This window comes from Stenotrophomonas sp. STEN087 (assembly GCF_056759115.1).
This window is the reverse complement of the sequence record NZ_JBRRCR010000004.1, coordinates 68,637-90,886: the sequence shown is the minus strand read 5'-3', so window position 1 is coordinate 90,886 and position 22,250 is coordinate 68,637. Positions and strand designations below refer to the sequence as shown.

Below are 22,250 nucleotides of genomic sequence, written 5' to 3'. Positions count from 1 at the left end.
GGATCCGACCCCGCGCGCTGTCAGGCGCCGGTGGCGACCGGGCGGGTGCGGTCGCTGACCCAGCCGCTCCAGGAGTCGGCGTAGATGCGGGCGCCGCTCAGGCCGGCGCTTTCCATCGCCAGGAGCAGGTGGCAGGCGGTCACGCCGGATCCGCACATCAGTACGACGCGCTCGGGGTCCTGGCTGCCGATCACGCCCTGCAGTTCGGCGCGCAGTTCCTGCGGGTCGCGCAGGCGGCCGTCGAGGACGTTCAAGGCGAACGGGCGGTTGACCGCGCCGGGCACGTGGCCGGCCACCGGGTCCAGCGGCTCGACTTCGCCACGGAAGCGCTCGCCGGCGCGGGCGTCGACCAGCCAGCCCGGGGCATGCTTGAGGCGCGCGGCGATTTCGTCGGCCGAGGCCACCTGGGTGGTGTCGAAGCGGCCCGGGTAAGGCGGCTGCGCGGTCACCTCGCTGTGGCCGGTGGCCAGCGCATGGCCCGCGGCCTGCCAGGCGGCAATGCCGCCGTCGAGCACGGCCACCCGGCTGTGGCCGAGCAGCCGCAGCAGCCACCACAGGCGGGCGGCCGCCATGCTGCCGTCGCTGCCGTCGTAGACCACGACCTGGGTGTCCGGCCCGATGCCCCACTGGCCCACGCGCGCGGCGAAGGTGTCGCTGTCGGGCAGTGGATGGCGGCCATGGCCGCTGCGGCGCAGGTCGGAAAGGTCCTGGTTGAGATCGGCATGGACCGCGCCGGGGATATGCCCGGCCGCGTACTGCCCTGCCCCGGCCTGCGGGTCGGCCAGCGCGGCGCGCGCATCCACCACGCGCACGGCCGTGCTGGCGGTGGCACGGGCATCGACCACGCGCACGTCGCCATCGAGGGCGGCGGCCAGCGTGGCGACATCGACCAGGGTGGTCCACGGCGGATCGATCGGCTTCATTGCACTTGCTCCAGGCGGCGACGCAGGTTGTAGAGGATGGCGGCGGTCGCGCCCCAGATGCGCTGGCCAGGCCAGCCGTATTCGAGGACATGGCGCACGCGGCCACGATGGTTGATCTCGACCTGGCGCAGGTTGTCGGCGGCCATCAGGTAATCCAGCGGCACCTCGAACACCTCGGCCACCTCGCTGGGCTGCGGCACCGGCACGAAATCCGGATCGACCACCGCCACCACCGGGGTCACCCGGTAACCGGTGATGGTCACGAACGGATCGAGGTAGCCCAGCGCCTGCACCTGGCCCGGTGCCAGCGCGATTTCTTCCTGGCTCTCGCGCAGTGCGGCGGCCAGGGCATCGCGGTCGTCCGGCTCGGTGCGTCCACCGGGAAATCCGACCTGGCCACCATGGGTGCGCAGGGTCTCGGTGCGGCGGGTCAGGATGACCTGGGCACCGCCGGCACGCGGCACGATGCCGGCCAGCACCGCGGCTTCCACCGGCGGGCCGGGCGGCAGCAGGTCACTCAGTTCGCTGCGGTTCCAGCCATCGCCCTGCGGCGGTTCGGCCAGCGGATGCAGCGCGCGCAGCAGGCGTTCATGGTCGGCCAGTGATCCGCGCAGCGACTGCTGCAGCTGTTCGCGCAGGGGCTGCACGCGATGCAGGATGCGGCTGCGTTCGCGGTCGCTCATCGTCGACCACCCTGCGATTTCATCGATATGCCGCCCGCACCCGGCGCACAGCCGGTTGTGATCCAGCTTGCACACTCCAATGCAGGGGCTTGCGACAACACGCGCCGGTTCTTCCGTAGTTTGCACCCTGCAACAGTAGCGCGAATGGCTGCGGTTGGGGACGATCACGACACGCGGATGGGCGGTAGAGTCGACTGTCAGTCGACTATCGCGCGCAGCGCGGTAAGAGCAGTCGACCAACGGTCGACTCTACCGGGTTGGCGCACGCGTCCCGCAGCGGAAACAGAAACGCGCCGGTGGAAGCCACCGGCGCGTTGTCTGCATTGCATTGATGTTGCTTCGACTTACTTGACGCTGACCAGCTTGACTTCGAACTGCACCGCCACGTTCGGCGGGAAGCCGGTGCGCGGGTCGGCACCGTAGGCCTGATCCGGCGGCAGGGTGATTTCCCACTTCGAGCCAGCCGGCATCTGCAGCAGGGTCTCGCGCATGGCCTTCATTTCGACTTCGCTGACCTTGATCGACGGAATCTGCTGGGCCGGACGGGCTTCGGTCGGACGCTGGCCGAACGGGTACGGACCGGCCACTTCCAGCTGCACGGTGTTGGCCTGAGTCGGCTTGGCGCCCTTGCCGGCTTCGATCACGCGGTACTGAACGCCGCTCGGCAGGGTCTGCACGCCCGCCTTGGCCTTGTTGGCCGCAACGAACTGGTCGCTCTTGGTCTTGTTTTCGGCAGCAGCCTTTTCGTACTCGGCCTTGGCGGCCTGGGCACGGCCCTGCTCACGCTTCTGGAACGCTTCAACGGCCGGCTTCAGCTGCTCGGCGGTGATCGCCGGCTGCTTCTTGGCGTAGGCGTCCTGCAGACCCTTCACCACCGAGTTGATGTCCAGCTGCTCACCACGACCGGTCAGCTCCGCCAGGTTGTTGCCGTAGTCATAACCGAAGTAATAGCTCAGCTTGCCCTTTTCGGACGCGACGTCCTGGGCGAGGGCATTGCCCGTCAGGGCCAGGGCCGCGACGGCGACCGCGATAGAACGCAACTTCATCAAACAGTTCTCCAGGGGTGGTAACTCAGGGACGTTCTGCGCCGCCCTGAGGCGACGGGTTAGGATACCGGCCACAACGTGTAACCGCTACTGACCACGCAGGCTTTGACCCACCTGCGTTTCAAGAGTTCAATCTCACTTTTTTTTAACGTTCCAGGAGCTTTCCGTGGCCTCAGCCCCCGCCGACCAGCCCGTCGCCGTGACCGATGACGGTGCCGTCCGCACCCTCACCGTGCAGCGCCCGGAAAAGCTCAATGCCCTCAATGCCGCCACCCTGCAGGCCCTGGCCGAGGCGTTCAGCGCGGCGGCGGCCGACCCGGACGTCCGCGTGGTGGTGCTGACCGGCGCCGGCCCCAAGGCCTTCGTGGCCGGTGCCGACATCGCCGAGATGAACACCCTCAGCGCGGTTCAGGGACGTGATTTCTCGCTGCTCGGCCAGGCCCTGATGCGCCGGATCGAGCGCATGCCCAAGCCGGTCATCGCCCGCGTCAATGGCTTCGCGCTCGGCGGCGGGCTGGAGCTGGCCATGGCCTGCCACCTGCGCATCGCCGCCGATACCGCCAAGGTCGGCCAGCCGGAGATCAACCTGGGGCTGATCCCGGGATTCGGCGGCAGCCAGCGCCTGCTGCGTCTGTGCGGCCGCGCCGCCACCCTGGAACTGTGCCTGCTGGGCGCCCCGATCGACGCCGAACGCGCCCTCGCGCTGGGCATCGTCAACCAGGTGGTGCCGGCAGCCGAACTCGACAACCGCGTGCAGGACGTCGCCAGGCAACTGGCACGCTCGGCGCCGCTGGCCCTGCGCGGCCTGCTCGATGCCGTGCACGTGGGCGGCGAATGCAGCCTGGAAGCCGGCCTGGAGTATGAAAGCGCGCAGTTCGGCCTGCTGTTCGCCACCGAGGACATGCGCGAAGGCACCAGCGCGTTCCTGCAGCGCCGCCCGCCGGCCTTCCAGAACCGCTGATCCCATGGCATCCCGACCCAACCCCGTGCAGCTGTTTGCCCGGGTCCAGGCAGACGATCTCGATGGCGCCCTGCAGAACGGCCTGATGGACTACATCGCAGCCGATGCCGACGCACGGCTGCTGCCCGACCACCCGGAACTTCCGCAGCGGCTGCTGCAGGCACAACATGACCTGCGCACGACCTGGGCCGCACGCGAACGCTATCGCGCACGCGCTGTGCGCCTGGCACGCCGCGAAGCCGAACGTGATGCACGTCGCACACCGGCACCGGCGCCCGATGTGAAACCCGCGCTGCCCGCTGCGGCGGCCGCGATCCTCGCCCGGGCCAAGGCCCGCGCCGCAGGCAAGGAACAGTAATGGCCACAGCAAAGAAGACCACGCGCGCACCTGCGCGTCGTGGCAGCGTGATGCCGCGCGCCGACGTGGTGGAAATGTTCACCCGCCTGCGCGAACTCGACCCGCACCCGAAGACCGAACTGGAATACAGCTCACCGTTCGAACTGCTGGTGGCGGTGGCACTGTCGGCGCAGGCCACGGACGTGGGCGTCAACAAGGCGACGCGACGCTTGTTTCCAGTAGCCAACACGCCGGCGAAGATCCTCGCGCTTGGTGAGGACGGCCTGAAGAAATACATCGCCACCATCGGCCTGTTCAACGCGAAGGCGAAGAACGTGATCGCCACGTGCGCGATCCTGCTGGAGAAGTACGACGGCGAAGTGCCACGCGATCGCGAGGCGCTCGAAGCCCTGCCTGGTGTCGGCCGCAAGACCGCCAACGTGGTGCTCAACACGGCGTTCGGCGAACCGGTGATGGCGGTCGACACGCACATCTTCCGCGTCTCCAACCGCACCGGGCTGGCACCGGGTAAAAATGTGCGCGAAGTGGAAGACCGCCTGGTGAAGGCGATCCCGGCCGAGTTCCTGCTCGATGCACACCACTGGCTGATCCTGCACGGTCGTTACGTGTGCAAGGCACGCAAGCCGGATTGCCCGGGCTGCGTGATTGCCGACCTGTGTCGCTTCAAGGAAAAAACCGTCGCATAGGCGTGCATCGCCAGGGTCGGATCCCTTTCGCAGAAAGGACTCTGACCCGCCACCGAAAAGCATCCACGCATGGCGTGGATCTACTGCAATCCGTGCGCAACCCCAGCGTCACATGCAAGCGTTTACATCGTCAGCCCCTGACGCGACGGGGCCTGCGGCGGATCCCGGCCGCGCGCGAACTGTCACATTTACGCAATCTTTACCTTTTAGCCTGCGCGCATCTTCCCACCTGCCTGCAAGGCTCCTCTCCATGAAACTGCATCACCAACTCCTGACGGTGGCCGTGGCTGCTGCGCTGTACGTGCCGGCTGCACACGCTGAAGTCGCCATCGATGTGATCGGCGGTTCGGAAATCACCTTCGAAGGCCTGGTCCAGGCCGACGGCAACTGGTTCGACAATGACGTCGTGGACCTCAACGGCGGTGACGCCGGCAATGGCAAGGACAGCGAATTCGAACTGCGTCGCGCCGAGCTGGTGCTGAAGGGCAAGGGCCCGGGCAACGTGGAGTGGGTCGTCGGCTACGACGCCAAGGCTGACAAGTTCCTCGACACCAACGTCAAGTACAAGCTGCTGGGCAACGCCAACCACTTCATCCAGGCCGGCCAGTTCAAGCAGCCGAACAGCCTGGAAGAACTGTCCAGCACCAAGAACAACGACTTCATCTCCAAGGCTGCGGTCACCAACACCTACGCGGTCGCCCGCCGCCTCGGTGGCGCCTACAGCTACGGCCAGGACAACTGGTCGGTCACCGCCAGCGCCTTCGGCCGCGAACTGACCCGCAACCTGGCCCACGGCAGCGGCTACGGCGCACGCGGCACCTTCGCCCCGATCAACGAGAAGGGCCAGGTCCTGCACTTCGGCCTGAGCTACGTCGACTACGACGCCGACGCCGACACCCTGCGCGTGCGTGCCCGTCCGAACGCCGACCTGGCCACCGCGCGCCTGGTCGACAGCGGCAACATGACCGACACCGACCGCGTCAGCACCCTCGGCGCTGAAGCCATGTACTTCCAGGGTCCGTTCAAGGCCCAGGCCGAGTACTACAGCAGCAAGGCCAAGCGCTACGACCACGACAACTACACCAGCGACGGCTACTACGTCAGCGGCGTGTGGAACGTGACCGGCGAGACCTGGAGCTACAAGGGTGGCACCCCGGGCACCGGCCTGCCGAACAATCCGGCTGGCGGCCAGTGGCAGCTGGGCGTGCGTTACGACCACATGGATCTGAACGACGGCAACCTGTCGGCCAACCCGGTGGCCGGTCGTCCGCCGATCGTCGATGGCGTGCTGGGCGGCAAGATGGACATCTGGACCGTCGGCGCCAACTGGTACTGGCGTTCGAACTTCAAGTTCATGGTCAACTACGTGATGGTGGACAGCAAGAAGTACAGCTCCACCGCCCGCGGCTTCGTCAATGACGATCCGAACATCCTGGAAGCCCGCGCGCAGTTCTTCTGGTAAGACCTGACGCACGCGTTGCAACGAAGGCACGGCTCCGGCCGTGCCTTCGTCGTTTCAGCGCCCGTTCGCCCCCGCCACCCGGTGGCCACACCTGCGCAGCATCGGCGCCGGAGCAGCGCCGTGGAGGCCGCGAAGCCCCATTCCCTGCCCTATCCAGAAGGCCTTGCGGGCCCTCTGGCGCGGGTTCCGAGACATTCATGACGGGTGTCACGATTGCGTCATATGACAGACGCGGGCGTGTCACGTAACCGTTATGGAATGTGCACCGAAACGTCGGGCAGCCGCCCTTCGACCACCCCAGGAGTCTCTCCCGTGATCCACGCCTTCAAGTCGCGCGCCGCTGTCGCCATCCTGGCTGCATCGTCCGTGTTTGCCGCCAACGCCGCCGATGTCACCGGCGCGGGCGCTTCGTTCATCTACCCGGTCATGTCCAAGTGGTCGGCGGACTACAGCACCGCGACCGGCAAGAAGGTCAACTACCAGTCGATCGGTTCCGGTGGTGGTATCGCCCAGATCAAGGCGGCGACCGTGGACTTCGGTTCCTCCGACGCCCCGCTGAAGCCGGAAGAGCTGGCTGCTGCCGGCCTGGCCCAGTTCCCGTCGGTCATCGGCGGCGTGGTGCCGGTCATCAACGTGGCCGGCGTCGCCCCGGGCGCGCTGAAGCTGGACGGCCCGACCCTGGCCAACATCTTCCTGGGCAAGATCAAGACCTGGAACGACCCGGCCATCGCTGCCCTGAACAGCGGCCTGACCCTGCCGAACGCCAAGATCACCATCGTCCACCGTTCGGACGGTTCGGGCACCACCTTCAACTTCGTCAACTACCTGTCCAAGGTCAGCCCGGAGTGGAAGAGCAAGGTCGGTGAAGGCACCTCGGTCCAGTGGCCGGCCGGCATCGGCGGCAAGGGCAACGAAGGCGTCGCGGCCTACGTGAAGCAGATCAAGGGTGGCATCGGCTACGTCGAGCTGTCCTACGCCCTGCAGAACAAGATGTCCTACGCGGCGATGAAGAATGCTGCCGGCAAGATCGTGCAGCCGTCGGACGCCTCGTTCTCGGCCGCGGCCGCCAGCGCTGACTGGGCCAATGCCAAGGACTTCTACCTGGTCATGACCAACGCCCCGGGCGAGCAGGCCTGGCCGATCACCGCCACCAACTTCATCCTGGTGCGCAAGCAGCCGAAGAACGTGGCCGGCGCCAAGTCGACCCAGGAATTTTTCCGCTGGATCTACAAGAACGGCGACGCCCAGGCCAAGCAGCTGGACTACGTGCCGCTGCCGGACACCCTGGTCAAGCAGATCGAGACCTACTGGTCGCAGAACCTGAAGTACTGAGCAAGGCGTTCCCCCGCAGGAACGGGGGTCGGCGGGTCCTCTCTCCCCCGCCGATCCCAACCGGGCGCTGGACCTTCGGGTCTGGCGCCTTTCTTTTTTGGAGTCCCCGGCCCCGCCCTGCCCTTGTAGAGCCGAGCCCATGCTCGGCTGCTTTTCGCCTTTGTAGAGTCGAGCCATGCTCGACTACGGCCCGTCAGCCGAGCATGGGCTCGACTCTACAAAAGCGAAAAGTGCCCGCCCGCCGCGCGCAGTCCAGCGCCCCGGGCGGCGCCGGGCAGCCCCGCCACAGGGCCGCTGACCCCGTGAAACCCTTGTCAGAACGTGATGTCCGACACCTCTGTCATGGACGTCATACGGCTGTAACAAAAACATCATTTCATAGCCGCATCCGCCGACGCCGTCGGCTCTTCCCCGCTATGGAGTGAACATGAAACTGCACTCGGCCGGCCTCGCCGCCCTTTCCCTGGCCATCGCCCTGGGCCTGTCGGCCTGCGGTGGCGACAAGCAGGCTGCACAGCAGCCGGCTGCCGACGCAGCCGCCGCCCCGGCCGCTGCCGGTGACAAGGTGACCGCTGAGGTCTCCGGCGCTGGCGCATCCTTCATCTTCCCGCTGGTGTCCAAGTGGTCGGCCGACTACAACACCGCCACCGGCGCCAAGATCAACTACCAGTCGATCGGTTCGGGTGGCGGCATCGCCCAGATCAAGGCCGGCACCGTTGACTTCGGTTCCTCGGACAAGCCGCTGAGCAGCGACGAGCTGGCCCAGGCCGGCCTGGCCCAGTTCCCGTCGGCCATCGGCGGCGTGGTGCCGGTCGTCAACATCGAAGGCCTGGAAGCCGGCAAGCTGCGCCTGACCGGCGCCCTGCTGGCCGACATCTTCCTGGGCAAGGTCAAGACCTGGAACGACCCGGCCATCGCCGCGGCCAACCCGGGCGTGACCCTGCCGGACGGCAAGATCACCATCGTCCACCGTTCGGACGGTTCGGGCACCACCTTCAACTTCTCCAACTACCTGTCCAAGGTCAGCCCGGAGTGGAAGACCAAGGTCGGCGAAGGCACCTCGGTGCAGTGGCCGGACGGCGTCGGTGGCAAGGGCAACGAAGGCGTTGCTTCCTACGTGAAGCAGATCAAGGGCTCCATCGGCTACGTCGAGCTGGCCTACGCACTGCAGAACGCCATGCCGTACACCGCCCTGCAGAACGCCGCAGGCACCTGGGTGCAGCCGAACGCTGAAACCTTCGCCGCCGCTGCTGCCAGCGCCGACTGGGCCAGCGCCAAGGACTTCAACCTGGTCATCACCAACGCCCCGGGCGAGCAGGCGTGGCCGATCACCGCCACCAACTTCATGCTGATGCAGAAGAAGCCGAAGGACGCCAAGCGCAACCAGGACACCCTGGCCTTCTTCAAGTGGGCCTTCGAGAACGGCCAGACCCAGGCCAACGAGCTGCACTACGTGCCGCTGCCGGCCGAACTGACCAAGCAGATCGAGGCCTACTGGGGCACCGAGCTGAAGTGATGGACCCGACGGTGCCCGCCCCGCGCGGGCACCGTCACTTCCACGTCGTGCCGCCCCCTTTCCTGGCCCTGCCGTCCCCATGAATGCCATCGCCCAGCCTGTAGCAGCCCCGTCCACGCGCGATGCGCGTGATGCCCGCAACGACAAACTGTTCCGATGGGTGCTGGTCGGCACCGTCATCTTCGTCCTGATCGCCCTGGCCTGCGCCGCGCTGTCCATGCTGTGGGGCGGCCGCCATGCTCTGCAGATGCAGGGCCTGAGCTTCTTCTTCTCCTCCGACTGGAATCCGGTCGAAAACAAGTTCGGCGCCCTCGCCCCGATCTACGGCACCCTGGTCACCGCGTTCATCGCGATGGTCATCGCCGTGCCGGTCAGCTTCGGCATCGCCTTCTTCCTCACCGAAGTCGCGCCGCGCTGGCTGCGTGGCCCGGTCGGTACCGCCATCGAACTGCTGGCCGGCATCCCCTCGATCATCTACGGCATGTGGGGCCTGTTCGTGCTGGTGCCGGTGATGACCGAGTACGTCACCCCGTTCCTCAACGAAACCCTGGGCGAATGGCCGATCATCGGCCCGATGTTCCAGGGCCCGCCGCTGGGCATCGGCATGCTCACCGCCGGTTTCGTGCTGGCCATCATGGTCATCCCGTTCATCTCCTCGGTGATGCGCGAAGTGTTCCTGACCGTGCCGACCCGCCTGAAGGAATCGGCCTACGCGCTGGGTTCCACCAAGTGGGAAGTGAGCTGGGACATCGTCCTGCCCTACACCCGCTCGGCCGTCATCGGCGGCGTCTTCCTCGGCCTCGGCCGCGCACTGGGCGAAACGATGGCCGTGGCCTTCGTGATCGGCAACAGCGTGCGCCTGTCGCCCTCGCTGCTTGAACCGGGCACCACCATCGCCGCGCTGATCGCCAACGATTTCGGCGAGGCCACTGAAACCTACCGCTCGGCGCTGCTGCTGCTCGGCTTCGTCCTGTTCATCGTCACCTTCGTCGTGCTGGCCATCGCCCGCCTGATGCTGATGCGCCTGTCCCGCAAGGAGGGCAATTGATGTCCACCACCGCTGACTCCCTGTACCTGCGCCGCCGCATCGGCAACGTCATCGCCATCGCGCTGTCCTGCGCCACCGCCCTGTTCGGTCTGTTCTTCCTGGGCTGGATCCTGTTCACCCTGGCCTCCAAGGGCCTGGCCGGCATCAATCTTGATCTGTTCACCAAGATGACGCCGCCGCCGATGCAGGAAGGCGGCCTGGCCAATGCCTTCTTCGGCAGCGCGGTGATGTGTGCGCTGGCGATCGGCATCGGCACCCCGCTGGGCGTGCTGGCCGGTACCTGGCTGGCCGAGTACGGCAACGCCCGCAAGGCCGGCACCGTGGTCCGCTTCGTCAACGACATCCTGTTGTCGGCACCGTCCATCGTGCTGGGCCTGTTCGTCTACACCCTGTACGTGATGCAGACCGGCGGCAACTTCTCCGCCTTCGCGGGTGCCCTGTCGCTGGCCTTCATCGTGCTGCCGGTGGTGGTGCGCACCACCGACGAGATGCTGCGCCTGGTGCCTTCGCAGATGCGCGAAGCCGCCCTGTCGCTGGGCATCCCGCAGTGGAAGGTGATCGTGCAGGTGCTGTACCGCAGTGCATCGGCCGGCATCATCACCGGCATCCTGCTGGCGCTGGCCCGCATTTCCGGCGAGACCGCACCGCTGCTGTTCACCGCCTTCGGCAACCAGTACTGGAACAACAACATCTTCCAGCCGATGGCTTCGGTGCCGGTGGTGATGAACCAGTTCGCCGGCAGCCCGTATGAATCCTGGCAGGTGCTGGCCTGGGCCGGTGCCCTGGTGCTGACTGTCTTCGTGTTGCTGGTCAGCCTTGCCGCCCGTGGCATCCTGCTGCGCAACCGTATCTCCCATGACTGACCTTTCCGTGGATAACGCCATGAACGACCTCTCCAACGCCGTGCCCATGCAGCGCATCGCGGTGCCGGCCTCGCACGAGAACCTGCACACGCCGTCGCCGGTCAAGCTGGCCGCGCGTGGTCTGGACTTCTACTACGACAAGTTCCACGCCCTGAAGGGCATCAACCTTGAGATCCCGGAAAAGCGCGTGACCGCGCTGATCGGTCCCTCCGGTTGCGGCAAGTCGACCCTGCTGCGCATCTTCAACCGCATCTACGCGCTGTACCCGAAGCTGGAAGCGCGTGGTGAGGTGCTGCTGGACGGCGAGAACATCCTCTCGCCGAAGTACCCGATGAACCGCTTGCGCAGCAAGGTCGGCATGGTGTTCCAGAAGCCGGTGCCGTTCCCGATGACCATCTTCGAGAACGTGGCCTACGGCATCCGCCACCACGAGAAGCTGAGCAAGGCCGACATGGCCGACCGCGTCGAGCAGGCGCTGCGTCAGGGCGCGCTGTGGGACGAAGTGAAGGACAAGCTGGGGCAGAGCGCCCTGGGCCTGTCCGGTGGCCAGCAGCAGCGTCTGTGCATCGCCCGTGCCGTGGCCCTGCGCCCGTCGGTGCTGCTGCTGGACGAGCCGACCTCGGCGCTGGACCCGATCTCGACCAGCCGCATCGAGCAGTTGGTGGAAGAGCTCAAGCACGAGTACACCATCGTCATCGTCACCCACAACATGCAGCAGGCAGCGCGCGTGTCCGACTACACCGCCTTCATGTACCTGGGCGACCTGATCGAGCACGACCGTACCGAAGTGATCTTCTCGCAGCCCTCGCAGCGGCAGACCGAGGACTACATCACTGGTCGTTTCGGCTGATTGGTGTCGTCCCCTCGCCACATGTCCCAGCCAGGCGCGGCCTGGCTCTACCCGGATTGCAGACCATGAATCTTCCCAACGACCACATCGTCAAGAGCTACGACGAAGAGCAGCAGCGCCTGGTGGCCGAAATCGTGCGCATGGGCGAGATGGCCGTCGCCCAGCTGGAGGCGTCGATGGACGTCATCGAGAAGCGCGACGAGAACGCCGCCCACCGCATCATCGCCAACGATGAAGCCATCGACCAGCTGGAGCAGCAGATCAGCCACGACGTGATGCGTCTGGCCCTGCGTGGCCCGATGGCCCGTGACCTGCGCGAGATCCTGGCCGGCCTGCGCATTCCTGCCGACATCGAACGCATCGGTGACTACGCCGCAAACGTGGCCAAGCGTTCGATCGCGCTGGGCAAGGTGCCGCCGCTGCCGCAGATCCAGGGCCTGCGCGCCCTTGGCCGTCTGGCCGCGCAGCAGGTGCGCCGCGCCATCGCCGCCTACCGCGACAACGACGCCGAAGCCGCCATCGCCCTGCGCCAGGACGACGCCCGCCTGGACGCGCAGTACACCGCGCTGTTCCGCGAGCTGCTGACCTACATGATGGAAGACCCGCGCAACATCACCCCATGCACCCACCTGCTGTTCATGGCCAAGAACCTGGAGCGCGTGGGCGACCACGCCACCAACATCGCCGAGAACGTGTGGTTCCTGGTGCACGGTGAGCAGCCGCTGCCGCCGCGCGAGAAGCGCGACGAGACGTCGAGCACCGACCACGTCTGATACTGCGCTGCAACAGCGGAAACGCTTCCGGGGGCCCCTGTCGGCATGACAGGGGCCTTTTTTGTACGCGCGATCCGGGCATTCATCCACGCATGGCGTGGATCTACTGGGCCGGTGGTAGATCCACGCCATGCGTGGATGCCGTGCCCGCCCCCCCCCTTCCCGCCTACGGCAAACCTCACGAAAATTTGAGGTCTCGGCGAGGATTCCTTGAGTACGATCGCAGCATCATCGTTTCACCCCGGGCGCCCGCCCACCACCCAAGGAGTACGACCGATGAGCAGTTCCAACAAGACCCTCTCCCTGCTGACCGCCACCGCACTGGCCGCAGGCCTGGGCGTGACTGCCAGTGCTTCGGCCCTGAGCATGACCGACCTTGCCCAGGGCTACCTGGTGGCCGGCCAGGCGGCCAAGGCGGGTGATGCAAAGGCCGCCGACAGCAAGGCCGGTGACGCCGCCAAGCATGCCGAGGGCAAGTGCGGTGCCGACGGCAAGAGCGCCGAAGGCAAGTGTGGTGCCGACAAGGGCAAGGCCAAGGCCGGCGCGGGTGCCGAAGCCAAGGCCAAGACCGCCGGCGACAAGAAGGCCGCCGAAGGCAAGTGCGGCGAAGGCAAGTGCGGTGCCAAGCACTGACGCTGCCGCCAGCGTCGTCCACCCACGGCTGCCGCTGCCTGCGGCGGCCGTCGGGCTGGGCCTGCGGCGTGCGCTGCTGCAGGACCTGCACGACGCCCCGGCCGGCGATTTTGACTTCCTGGAATGCGCGCCGGAAAACTGGATCAACGTCGGTGGCCCGGCCGGCGATGCCCTGGAGGAACTGGCCCGGCGCCACCCCTTGAGCTGCCATGGCCTGTCGCTGTCGCTGGGCGGCAGCGCCCCCCTGGATACCCAGCTGCTGCAGCAGGTCGGCCGTTTCCTGGAGCGCCACCGCGTGCCGCTGTACAGCGAGCACCTGAGTTACTGCAGCGACGACGGCCATCTGTACGACCTGCTGCCGATTCCCTTCACCGACGAAGCCGTGCGCCATACCGCCGCGCGCATCGCCCGCGTGCAGGACCTGCTGGGCCGCCGCATCGCGGTGGAGAACGTGTCCTATTACCTGGCCCCGCAGCCGGCGATGGACGAACTGGCCTTCACCAACGCGGTGCTGGCCGAGGCCGACTGCGACCTGCTGCTGGACGTCAACAACGTGCACGTCAACGCCTGCAACCATGGCTACGATGCCGACGCCTTCATCGCCGGGCTGCCCGCGCAGCGCATCGTCTGCCTGCACGTGGCCGGCCACCTGGACGAGGCGCCCGACCTGAAGATCGATACCCACGGCAGTGCGGTGATCGACCCGGTGTGGGCGCTGCTGGAGCGCAGCTACGCACGCTTCGGGCCGCGCCCCACCCTGCTGGAACGCGACTTCAACTTCCCGCCCTACGCCGAACTGCAGGGCGAGCTGCGTACCATCCGCCGTCTGCAGGGCACACCGCGCGAGGTCGCCCATGGCTGATGCGCCCGAGCGCCTGCGCGCGCAGCAGCATGCATTCACCGCGCACCTGCGCGACCCGCAGCAGGTGGCGGCCCCGGCCGACCTCGACCCGCGGCGGGTCGCGGTCTACCAGCGGCTGCTGTCCAACAACCTGCTGGGCCTGCTCGGCAACAGTTTCCCGGTCTGCGTGCGCCTGCTCGGCGAAGCGGCCTGGGCCGAGCTGGTCCGCCAATACTTCGCCCACCACCGCGCTCGCACGCCGCTGTTCACCGCGGTGGCAGCCGAGTTCGTGCACTGGCTGCAGGCACAGCCCGAGCTGCCGCACCCGGCGCTGGCCGAGCTGGCCCACTACGAGTGGGTGGAAACCGATCTGTACCAGCGTGCGGCCGAGCCATTGCCGCCGGCCCCGGGCATCGACCCGCTGCAGGAACCGCTGCGCTGCTCACCGCTGGCCTGGCCGCTGCTGTACGCGTGGCCGGTGCACCGCCTCGGCGCCGATGACGCACCGGTCGCCCCTGCGGCCGAACCGACCGGCCTGCTGGTCCGCCGCGATGCCGATGGCGTGGTGCGCTTCGCCCAGCTCAGCCCGTTGGCCGCGCACCTGTTGATCCTGATCGACGAGGTGCCCGGAGCCACCGGCGGGCAGCAGCTGCAGCAGCTCGCCACCCTGCACCAGCTCGACGCCGATGCGTTGATCGAACCCGGCACCCAGCTGCTGCAGCAGTTCCTGCAGGCCGGTGTGATCGGCCCGCTGCCCGCCGTGGCCTGATACCCCCAACGAGGAGTTCCCCCCGTGATGAACACCCTGCCCCTGGCCGCCGTGCGCGGCCAGCTGGATCGCTGCGGCCCGTGGTTGGCGCCGCTGGGCCTGCGCCTGCTGCTGGCCTGGGAATATTTCGAGTCCGGCCGCGAGAAGCTGCTGGGCGAGAACTGGTTTGCCGAACTGCAGGGCGCGTTCCCGTTCCCGTTCGACCTGCTGCCCGCCGGCGTGAACTGGCAGCTGGCGACCTGGTTCGAGCTGGCCGGCGCGGCCTGCCTGCTGTTCGGGCTCGGCACCCGCTTCGCCGCGGCGAGCCTGCTGGTGCTGACCGTGGTGGCCACCTATGCCGTGCACTGGCCGATGCACTGGCATTCGCTGGGTGATCTGGCGATGGGCTATGCGATCAGCGACCAGGGCTTCGGCAACTTCAAGCTGCCGGTGCTGTTCATGGCGATGCTGCTGCCGCTGCTGTTCAACGGTGCCGGGCGCCTGAGCGTGGACGCGTGGGTGGCCGGCCGGACCACCGCGCCCCGGTAACCGCGTCGGCCCGGCAACCGCGTCGCCCCGTTACACGCCGATACGCGCCGAAACCGCGCAAAAGGCCGATTTAATCGCCTATTCATCAAAAAAATCCGATGCTGGATCCGTGGCCTCGATGACCACGTCCTTCCCCCGGAGTTGCCCCATGAAGCGCCTGATTGCCGCCACCCTTTCGCTGGCCCTGCTGGCCACCGCCGTCTCGCCCGCGATGGCCGCTCCCTATGGCGCCGGTGGGCGCGACGACCACCACGGCCACAAGGATCACCACGACGACCGTCGCGATCCGCCCCGTCGCGGCCACAAGCTCGCCCGTGACCACCGCGGCGAGCACGTCCGCGATTACCGCCACCATGGCCTGCACGCCCCCGCCCGCGGCCAGGAATGGCGCAAGGTCGACGGCCGTTACGTGCTGATTGCCGTGGCCACCGGCGTCATCGCCGACGTGGTGCTGGCACGCCGCTGACCCGTGCACAGCGTCCCGGCCATGCGATGCGTGGCCGGGCGCTCAGGGTCGCTCTGCTAGAATCCGCGCATGAATGACCCCACCCCCGCAGCTGACGCCGCCCCTGTTTCCGTAATTCCGATGGCGCAGCGCGCGATGTCGCAACGCTTCCGCGGCTTCCTGCCGGTGGTGGTGGACGTGGAAACCGGCGGCTTCGACAGCCAGCGCAACGCGCTGCTGGAAATCGCCGCCGTGCCGATCGAGATGGACGAGAACGGCCTGCTCTACCCCGGCCAGACCGCCAGCGCCCACGTGGTCCCCGCCGAAGGGCTGGAGATCGATCCGAAGTCGCTGGAAGTGACCGGCATCATCCTCGACCATCCGTTCCGGCTGGCGAAGGAAGAAAAGGCGGCGCTGGACCACATCTTCACCCCGGTCCGCGCAGCGATGAAGAAGTACGGCTGCCAGCGCGCGATCCTGGTCGGGCACAACGCCCATTTCGACCTGGGCTTCGTCAATGCCGCCGTGGCCCGCACCGGCCACAAGCGCAACCCTTTCCATCCCTTCAGCGTGTTCGACACGGTCACCCTGGCTGGTATCGCCTATGGGCAGACGGTGCTGGCGCGTGCGGCCAATGCCGCCGGCCTGGGCTGGGATGCGAACGAGGCGCACAGCGCGGTGTACGACACCGAGCAGACCGCACGGTTGTTCTGCACCATCGCCAACGCCTGGCCGCGGTAGATCCACGCCATGCGTGGATGAGATGCATCGGCCGTGCGGACCAACGGTCCGCACCCACCGTCCAACCTGCCCGGTAGATCCACGCCATGCGTGGATGAAATGCATCGGCCGTGCGGACCAACGGGCCGCACCCACCATCCAACCTGCCCGGTAGATCCACGCCATGCGTGGATGAGATGCATCGGCCGTGCGGACCAACGGTCCGCACCCACCATCCAACCTGCCCGGTAGATCCACGCCATGCGTGGATGGGGCATCACCCGATGCTGGTGCGGTCGCGGCCGTCGCTCTTGGCGCGGTAAAGCGCGCGGTCGGCGCGCTGGTACAGCAGCGCCGGGGTGCGGTCGTCGTTGGCCAGTTCCACCAGGCCCGCGCTGAAGGTCACCCGCAGGCCCTTCACCCCGGCCCAGTCCGGATGGTCATGGAACAGGCCGCGCAGGCGCGCGCAGACCTGCGCCGCTTCTTCCAGGCGCGTGTCATTGAGCAGCAGCGCGAACTCCTCGCCACCGGTACGCGCCGGCAGGTCCGAATCGCGGCAGGCCGCGGCGATCACTTCAGCCACTTCCTTCAGCACCAGGTCGCCGACGCTGTGGCTGTAGGTGTCGTTGACGTCCTTGAAATGATCGATGTCCAGCACCACCAGGCTCAGCGGGTGGCCGCTGCGCTGCGAGCGGGCGAAATCGCGCGCCAGCGTCTCGTCGAAGCCGCGGCGGTTGGCCAGGCCGGTCAGCGCATCCTCGCGGGCCTGCCGCTCGAACGCCTCGGCCTGCCGCGCCAGGCGCTCGGCCAGCTCGGTCTTCTCCTGGTTCAACGCCTGCAGGTGCACCGTCTGCGCCTGCAGGTCGAAGGTCGCTTCATCCACCCGCCGCGCCAGGCGCAGGTTGTTGGCCTTGTACTGCTGCAGCAGGAACCGGTACAGCGCCACCAGCGCGCCCAGCAGCAACAGGCCGATCAGCGCCTGCACGCTGTGCCGCTGCCACCAGAACGGTTGCACGCTGAAACTCCACACCGCTTCCTGCTGGCCCCAGGCACCGCCCGGGTGCGAGGCCGCCACATGCAGGGTGTAATCGCCCGGCGGCAGGCCGACGAACTCGACGCTGCGCTGCGGGCCTCGCTCGACCCAGCCGGCGTCCAGGCCTTCCAGCCGGGTGCGGTATCGGATGCGGTCGGACATCAGGTAGCTGAGACCGACGAAGCTCACCGCCAACCGGCGCCCGCCGGGAATCAGGTTGCGATCGGGCCCTTCCCAATGCACCTGCGCGCCATCGACCTGCACGTTCTCGATCGCCGCCGGCGGCGCCGGGCGTTCGCGGAAGCGCTGCAGGCGCTGCGGGTCCACCGTGCTCAGGCCACCGGCGGTGACCACCCAGAAGGTGCCGTCCTGGCGCAGGATCGCCGAGGGCGCCGAGCTGCCGTTGGCCTGTGCATTGGCCATGCCGTCGATCTCGTTGTAGCGCTCCACCGTCACCCGCGGCGCGCGGCCGTCGGCCACCGCGTTCAAGGTCGCCATGTCGGTGCGCAGCACGCCGCGGTTGCTGCTGATCCACACATTGCCCAGCCGGTCGGGCACCAGCTGGAACACCGCATCGACCAGCATGCCCTGTTCCAGGCCGACCCGCGACAGGCGGTTCTTGTACCAGCGGTACAGGCCACGGTCGCTGCTGATCCACATCGCTTCGCCGATCTGGTGGAAACCGAACACACTGCGGCCGCCGCCCATCGGTGGCAGGTCGATGGACTGCACATGGTCGCCGCGCAGCACGCGGATGCCCTCGATGGTGCCGATCCACAGGTTGCCCTGGTGGTCGTGTTCCAGCGCGGTGATCAGGCCGGTGGGCATGCCCGGCGTGTTCGCCACCCGCACGCGGTCGCCATCGATGCGCACCACGCCCTTCTGGGTGCCGGCCCAGACCACGCCGGACGGATCGACGCTGATCGCGCGGATGTTGCCGCCCGGCATGCCATCGGCCGCATCGTAGTTGTGGCGCAGGCTGCCATCGGCGCGCAGGCGGTACACGCCGTCGCCGAAGGTGCCCACCCAGAGGTCGCCCTCAGGGCCTTGGGCCAGGCTGAGGACCGACGCCGCCTTGCCACCCCGGTTGTGCAGCGACATCGGCCGGAAGCGGCCGTCGGCGGTCTGCTGGTCCAGGCCGCTGGCACTGCCCACCCACAGCCGGCGGTCGCGGTCCTCGAACACGGTGCGCACGTAGTCACCGCTCAGGCCATCGCGCTCGGTGTAGCTGCTGAACAGCGTTTCGCGCAGGCGGTACAGGCCACCGTTGGCGCCGACCCAGATGCTGCCCTCGGCGTCCTCACGCAGGCTGACCACCCGCCCGCCGGGCAGGTTCAGGCCGGCCGGCAGGCGTTCCAGGCCGTGGCTGGAGATGCGCAGCAGGCCCTGGTTTTCGGTGCCCAGCCAGAGGTCGCCGTGGCGGTCCTGCAGCATCGCGGTCATGTGCAGCTGGCCGGGCAGGCTGTGGACCAGCACCAGGCGGTCATCCTCGACCCGGTACAGGCGCTCGCCGGCCACGATCCACAGGGCGCCATCGGGTGCGCGATAGGGCCAGGTCAGGCCCTTGTCCACGCCCCACTCGGCCGGCGCACGCTTGAGCTCGCCATCGTTGTCGCGCAGCACCAGGCCGTCGAGGGTGCCGATCCAGACCCGGTCCTGGGCGTCGACCACCAGCTTGGTGAAGCTCATCGCCAGCGGCAGGTCCGGCGGCGGCGGCTGGTAGACGATGCCGGTTTCCGGGGTCAGGTAGCCGATGCCCTTGCCTTCGTACAGCAGCCACAGTCGCCCCTGGCTGTCCATCTGCATCGACTGGATCAGCACTTCCGGGGTGTTGGCCTGGTGTTCCCAGACCCGCCACTGGCCGGCGTTGCTGCGGTAGGTCACGTTGCCGCGCGAATCACTGATCCACAGGCCGCCCTGGCGGTCCACCAGCAGCGCGCCGATGCCGTTGTCGCGCAGGCCCGGCCGCGTGCTGCGGTCGAACACGGTGAAATCCAGGCCGTTGTAGCGCACCAGGCCTTCCCAGGTGGCGAACCACAGGTGGCCTTCGGGGGCCTGGGCGATGTCGCGCAGCGAGTTGTGCGGCAGGCCGTTGCGCGAGGTCCACACGTCGATGGCGTAGTCGCGCAGCGGCGGCGCGACGGTCTGGGCCGCCAGCGGCGACGCCAGCAGCAGCAACAGCCACAGCACACCGAGCCGCAACAGGCGACCGATGTGGTGTTCCGGGTGGCGCCCCGCCAGGCGCCTGCCAGCCCCCTGACCGCCCATTACTGCAACGGCAGCGGCCAGGTGCGGTTGCCGCGCAGGGCAACAGGCAGGAACAGGAACAGCCGGGCGGCACGGGGCCGCGCGCCGGTGTGAACAGGCTGGCTCATCGCGGGAACTGTGGGGAGATGGGGCGAATGATAGGCCAAACACCCCCCTCAGCGTCACCGCGGCGTGAAAGCCGGGATCTGAGGCGGGGTCAGAGCCCTTACGCCTGCGGCGGAAGGGATCCGACCCGGGGTCGGATCCCTCTGCGCACGCAGAGGGCTCTGACCCCAGCTATCCGGACGCCCGACTCAGCGCCCGGCCACCGGGCTGCCCGCCGGCCACTGCACCACCGCTTCCAGTCCGCCCTCGGGGCGGTTGCGCAGCCACAGCCGGGCGCCATCCTTCTCGGCCAGGGCGCGGGCGATGGTCAGGCCCAGGCCGGCGCCGCCGGTCTGCCGCGAGCGCGAGGTTTCCACCCGCACGAAGGGATCGAACACCGCTTCGAGCTGGTCGTCGGCCAGCCCCGGGCCGTCGTCTGCCACCACCACGGTGATGCCGCCGCCGCTGCGGTCCACCCTCACCCGCACGCGCTCGGCATACATCACCGCGTTGTCCACCAGGTTGGAGAACAGGCGATGCATGGCCAGCGGCCGCAGCATCAGCACCGCGCCACTGGCGCCTTCGAAGGCCACGTCGGCGCCCGCCTCGGCGGTGTCCTCGACGATGCTTTCCAGCAGCGAATCCAGGTCGAGGGCGGCGCGCTGTTCGGCGCTCTCGGCGCTGCGGGCGAGTTCGAGGCCTTCGCGCACCAGCGCCTGCATCGCCGCGAGGTCGCCGATCAGGCGCTCGCGCAGGATCTCGTCGGTCACGTTTTCCAGGCGCAGGCGCAGCCGGGTCAGCGGCGTCTGCAGGTCGTGGGTGATCGCCGCCAGCATCTGCGTGCGTTCGGCCAGGTGCCGCTGCAGCCGCTGCTGCATGGCATTGAATGCCTCGGCGGCGCGCTGCACTTCGCGCGGGCCGCGCAGGGGCAGCGGGTCGCGCTGCAGGTCGTCGCCCAGTTCCTCGGCGGCCGAGGCCAGTTCCTGCAGCGGCGCGCTGGCCATGCGCGAAACGATATAGGCCAGCACGGCGATCGCCAGCACCAGCAGGGTCAGGAACAGCGGGTCCACGGCCAGCACGCCGTTGTGCGCCACCGCCGGCGAATCCAGCGCCAGCTTCAGCGTGGTGCCATCGCTGAGGACCACGTCCACGGCCCGGCACTTGGGCGGGATGAAGGACGGGTCGCGTTCACGCGGCGGGCGCCGGTGGCCCGGCGGTGGCGGCGGCAGCAGTTCCTGCAGCTTGGGGATGCACGAGCGGAACGAGGTGAAGTGCACATGCGCGCGCGCCACCGGTCCGGGGCGGTCATCGAGCACTTCCATCAGCGCCGTATCGACGCGGCCCAGGCGAGCGCCGGGCTGCAGCGCGCGCACGCTCGGCCCGCCCATTTCCAGCAGGCGGTCGCGCAGTTCCGGATTGCCGTCGAGCAGGTTGACGTAGCCCTGCAGGCGGTCAGCGATGCGGTTGAGGTTCTGCCGCTCGAATTCCTGCTGGCGCTTGGACGTGGCCAGCATGGTCGCGCCGATCGCGGCCACCGACATGCCCAGCAGCAGGATCACGAACAGCCGCCCCACCATCGAGGACAGGAAGTGGCGCAGGCGCTTGATCACGGCTTATTCCAGGTTGACGGCCGAGGCCAGTACATAGCCTTCGTTGCGCACGGTCTTGATCAGGCCATCGGGCCCGCCATCGTCGGCCAGCTTGTTGCGCAGCCGGCTGACCTGCAGGTCGATCGCGCGGTCCTGCGCCTCGTAGTTGCGGCCGCTGCTGAGCGCCACCAGCTGTTCGCGCGAGAGCACCTTGTTGGCGTGCGCGATGAACACCCGCAGCAGGCGGAACTCGGCGCCGGACAGCACAACCACGCGGCCATCGGGGTCGACCAGGTGGCGGTGTTCCAGATCGAAGATCCAGCGCGAGAAGCGCGCGCGGCGCACCGCGAGCGGCTCCAGGTTGGCCGGCAGGGCCTCGGTCCGGCGCAGCACGTTGCGGATGCGCGCCAGCAGTTCGCGCGGTTCGAACGGCTTGGCCAGGTAATCGTCGGCGCCCATCTCTAGGCCCAGCACGCGGTCGATCGGCTCGGCACGTGCGGTGAGCATGATCACCGGCGTGTTCGAGCGCGCGCGCAGGTCTCGGCACAGGGTCAGGCCATCCTCGCGCGGCAGGTTGAGGTCCAGCACGATCAGGTCCACGTGCTCGCGCTCCAGCAGCTGGCGCATGCTGGTGCCGTCGGCCGCGGTGCTGACCAGGTAGCCAGCGCGGCCGAGCTGCTCGGCCAGCAGGGTGCGGATGTCATTGTCGTCGTCGACGATCAACAGGCGATGCATCGGGTTTTCAGTCTCCATGTCGCGATTTTCCCGTGTCGGGAGCTGAACCGCATCCTGTCCAGTGCGTACCACTGTATCCACGCCGGGGCCGGATACCTGCAGTT

22 protein-coding genes are annotated in these 22,250 nt (G+C 68.0%); 16 read left to right on the top strand and 6 right to left on the bottom strand.

The features are described from left to right. Positions 1-20 precede the first annotated feature (20 nt). The 3 genes from ACVOK1_RS02250 to ACVOK1_RS02240 all read right to left on the bottom strand — a co-directional run bounded on the left by ACVOK1_RS02250 (position 21) and on the right by ACVOK1_RS02240 (position 2,652). The gene (locus ACVOK1_RS02250; protein ID WP_481560942.1) at positions 21-923 is read right to left on the bottom strand and encodes a sulfurtransferase; all 903 of its coding nucleotides are present in this window, start codon (positions 921-923) and stop codon (positions 21-23) included. Beyond that, positions 920-1,732 (bottom strand): CoA pyrophosphatase, encoded by an 813-nt coding sequence (locus ACVOK1_RS02245; protein ID WP_108770649.1) that lies wholly within the window; start codon positions 1,730-1,732, stop codon positions 920-922. The genes ACVOK1_RS02250 and ACVOK1_RS02245 overlap by 4 nt, the downstream gene beginning before the upstream one ends. Positions 1,733-1,950: 218 nt before the next feature. After that, positions 1,951-2,652: an FKBP-type peptidyl-prolyl cis-trans isomerase N-terminal domain-containing protein gene (locus ACVOK1_RS02240; RefSeq protein WP_108768346.1), complete on the bottom strand. Its 702-nt coding sequence runs from the start codon at positions 2,650-2,652 to the stop codon at positions 1,951-1,953. Between the two features lie 166 nt (positions 2,653-2,818). Between ACVOK1_RS02240 and ACVOK1_RS02235 the strand changes: the two genes are divergently transcribed. The 16 genes from ACVOK1_RS02235 (at position 2,819) to rnt (ending at position 16,458) form a co-directional block, all read left to right on the top strand. Beyond that, the gene (locus tag ACVOK1_RS02235) at positions 2,819-3,613 is read left to right on the top strand and encodes an enoyl-CoA hydratase/isomerase family protein (RefSeq protein ID WP_325167192.1); all 795 of its coding nucleotides are present in this window, start codon (positions 2,819-2,821) and stop codon (positions 3,611-3,613) included. 4 nt (positions 3,614-3,617) lie between these two features. Further along, on the top strand, positions 3,618-3,971 hold the full coding sequence (locus tag ACVOK1_RS02230) for a hypothetical protein (RefSeq protein WP_481560941.1): 354 nt from the start codon (positions 3,618-3,620) through the stop codon (positions 3,969-3,971). Beyond that, positions 3,971-4,657 (top strand): endonuclease III, encoded by a 687-nt coding sequence (gene nth / locus ACVOK1_RS02225; protein WP_481560940.1) that lies wholly within the window; start codon positions 3,971-3,973, stop codon positions 4,655-4,657. Before ACVOK1_RS02230 ends, nth begins: the two co-directional genes overlap by 1 nt. Before the next feature lie 250 nt (positions 4,658-4,907). Beyond that, a complete protein-coding gene (locus tag ACVOK1_RS02220; RefSeq protein ID WP_108768343.1) occupies positions 4,908-6,119 on the top strand; it encodes an OprO/OprP family phosphate-selective porin in 1,212 nt (403 codons plus the stop codon). A 312-nt stretch (positions 6,120-6,431) separates the two neighbouring features. After that, positions 6,432-7,451, top strand: a complete 1,020-nt coding sequence (pstS, locus tag ACVOK1_RS02215) for a phosphate ABC transporter substrate-binding protein PstS (protein ID WP_164074757.1) — start codon at positions 6,432-6,434, stop codon at positions 7,449-7,451. 427 nt (positions 7,452-7,878) lie between these two features. Further along, positions 7,879-8,967, top strand: coding sequence for a phosphate ABC transporter substrate-binding protein PstS (gene pstS, locus ACVOK1_RS02210; RefSeq protein WP_079221294.1), 1,089 nt, complete (start codon positions 7,879-7,881; stop codon positions 8,965-8,967). A 79-nt stretch (positions 8,968-9,046) separates the two neighbouring features. Continuing rightward, the gene (gene pstC, locus ACVOK1_RS02205) at positions 9,047-10,015 is read left to right on the top strand and encodes a phosphate ABC transporter permease subunit PstC (protein WP_079221293.1); all 969 of its coding nucleotides are present in this window, start codon (positions 9,047-9,049) and stop codon (positions 10,013-10,015) included. Beyond that, positions 10,015-10,878, top strand: coding sequence for a phosphate ABC transporter permease PstA (gene pstA, locus ACVOK1_RS02200; protein ID WP_108764603.1), 864 nt, complete (start codon positions 10,015-10,017; stop codon positions 10,876-10,878). Before pstC ends, pstA begins: the two co-directional genes overlap by 1 nt. Positions 10,879-10,897: 19 nt before the next feature. Next, positions 10,898-11,728, top strand: a complete 831-nt coding sequence (gene pstB / locus ACVOK1_RS02195; protein WP_108751511.1) for a phosphate ABC transporter ATP-binding protein PstB — start codon at positions 10,898-10,900, stop codon at positions 11,726-11,728. A gap of 65 nt (positions 11,729-11,793) precedes the next feature. Beyond that, positions 11,794-12,501 carry a phosphate signaling complex protein PhoU gene (gene phoU / locus ACVOK1_RS02190; protein ID WP_079221290.1) on the top strand — a complete coding sequence of 236 codons (708 nt, stop codon included), beginning with the start codon at positions 11,794-11,796 and terminating at the stop codon, positions 12,499-12,501. 276 nt (positions 12,502-12,777) lie between these two features. After that, positions 12,778-13,134 (top strand): hypothetical protein, encoded by a 357-nt coding sequence (locus tag ACVOK1_RS02185; RefSeq protein ID WP_108768340.1) that lies wholly within the window; start codon positions 12,778-12,780, stop codon positions 13,132-13,134. Beyond that, positions 13,121-13,996: an HvfB family MNIO-type RiPP peptide maturase gene (locus ACVOK1_RS02180; protein WP_481560938.1), complete on the top strand. Its 876-nt coding sequence runs from the start codon at positions 13,121-13,123 to the stop codon at positions 13,994-13,996. The genes ACVOK1_RS02185 and ACVOK1_RS02180 overlap by 14 nt, the downstream gene beginning before the upstream one ends. Further along, positions 13,989-14,744, top strand: a complete 756-nt coding sequence (locus tag ACVOK1_RS02175) for an HvfC family RiPP maturation protein (RefSeq protein WP_481560937.1) — start codon at positions 13,989-13,991, stop codon at positions 14,742-14,744. The genes ACVOK1_RS02180 and ACVOK1_RS02175 overlap by 8 nt, the downstream gene beginning before the upstream one ends. A 27-nt stretch (positions 14,745-14,771) precedes the next feature. After that, positions 14,772-15,272 carry an HvfX family Cu-binding RiPP maturation protein gene (locus ACVOK1_RS02170; RefSeq protein ID WP_108768337.1) on the top strand — a complete coding sequence of 167 codons (501 nt, stop codon included), beginning with the start codon at positions 14,772-14,774 and terminating at the stop codon, positions 15,270-15,272. Positions 15,273-15,420: 148 nt separating this feature from the next. Further along, positions 15,421-15,738 (top strand): RcnB family protein, encoded by a 318-nt coding sequence (locus ACVOK1_RS02165; protein WP_108768336.1) that lies wholly within the window; start codon positions 15,421-15,423, stop codon positions 15,736-15,738. Between the two features lie 69 nt (positions 15,739-15,807). Beyond that, positions 15,808-16,458 carry a ribonuclease T gene (gene rnt, locus ACVOK1_RS02160; protein WP_481560936.1) on the top strand — a complete coding sequence of 217 codons (651 nt, stop codon included), beginning with the start codon at positions 15,808-15,810 and terminating at the stop codon, positions 16,456-16,458. A gap of 256 nt (positions 16,459-16,714) precedes the next feature. Here the strand turns inward: rnt and ACVOK1_RS02155 are convergent, their stop codons facing one another. The 3 genes from ACVOK1_RS02155 to ACVOK1_RS02145 form a co-directional block, all read right to left on the bottom strand. Next, on the bottom strand, positions 16,715-19,738 hold the full coding sequence (locus tag ACVOK1_RS02155; protein ID WP_481560935.1) for a two-component regulator propeller domain-containing protein: 3,024 nt from the start codon (positions 19,736-19,738) through the stop codon (positions 16,715-16,717). A 293-nt stretch (positions 19,739-20,031) separates the two neighbouring features. Then, a complete protein-coding gene (locus ACVOK1_RS02150; RefSeq protein ID WP_108770647.1) occupies positions 20,032-21,429 on the bottom strand; it encodes an ATP-binding protein in 1,398 nt (465 codons plus the stop codon). Between the two features lie 6 nt (positions 21,430-21,435). Beyond that, positions 21,436-22,164: a response regulator gene (locus tag ACVOK1_RS02145; protein WP_079221281.1), complete on the bottom strand. Its 729-nt coding sequence runs from the start codon at positions 22,162-22,164 to the stop codon at positions 21,436-21,438. Between the last annotated feature and the right edge of the window lie 86 nt (positions 22,165-22,250).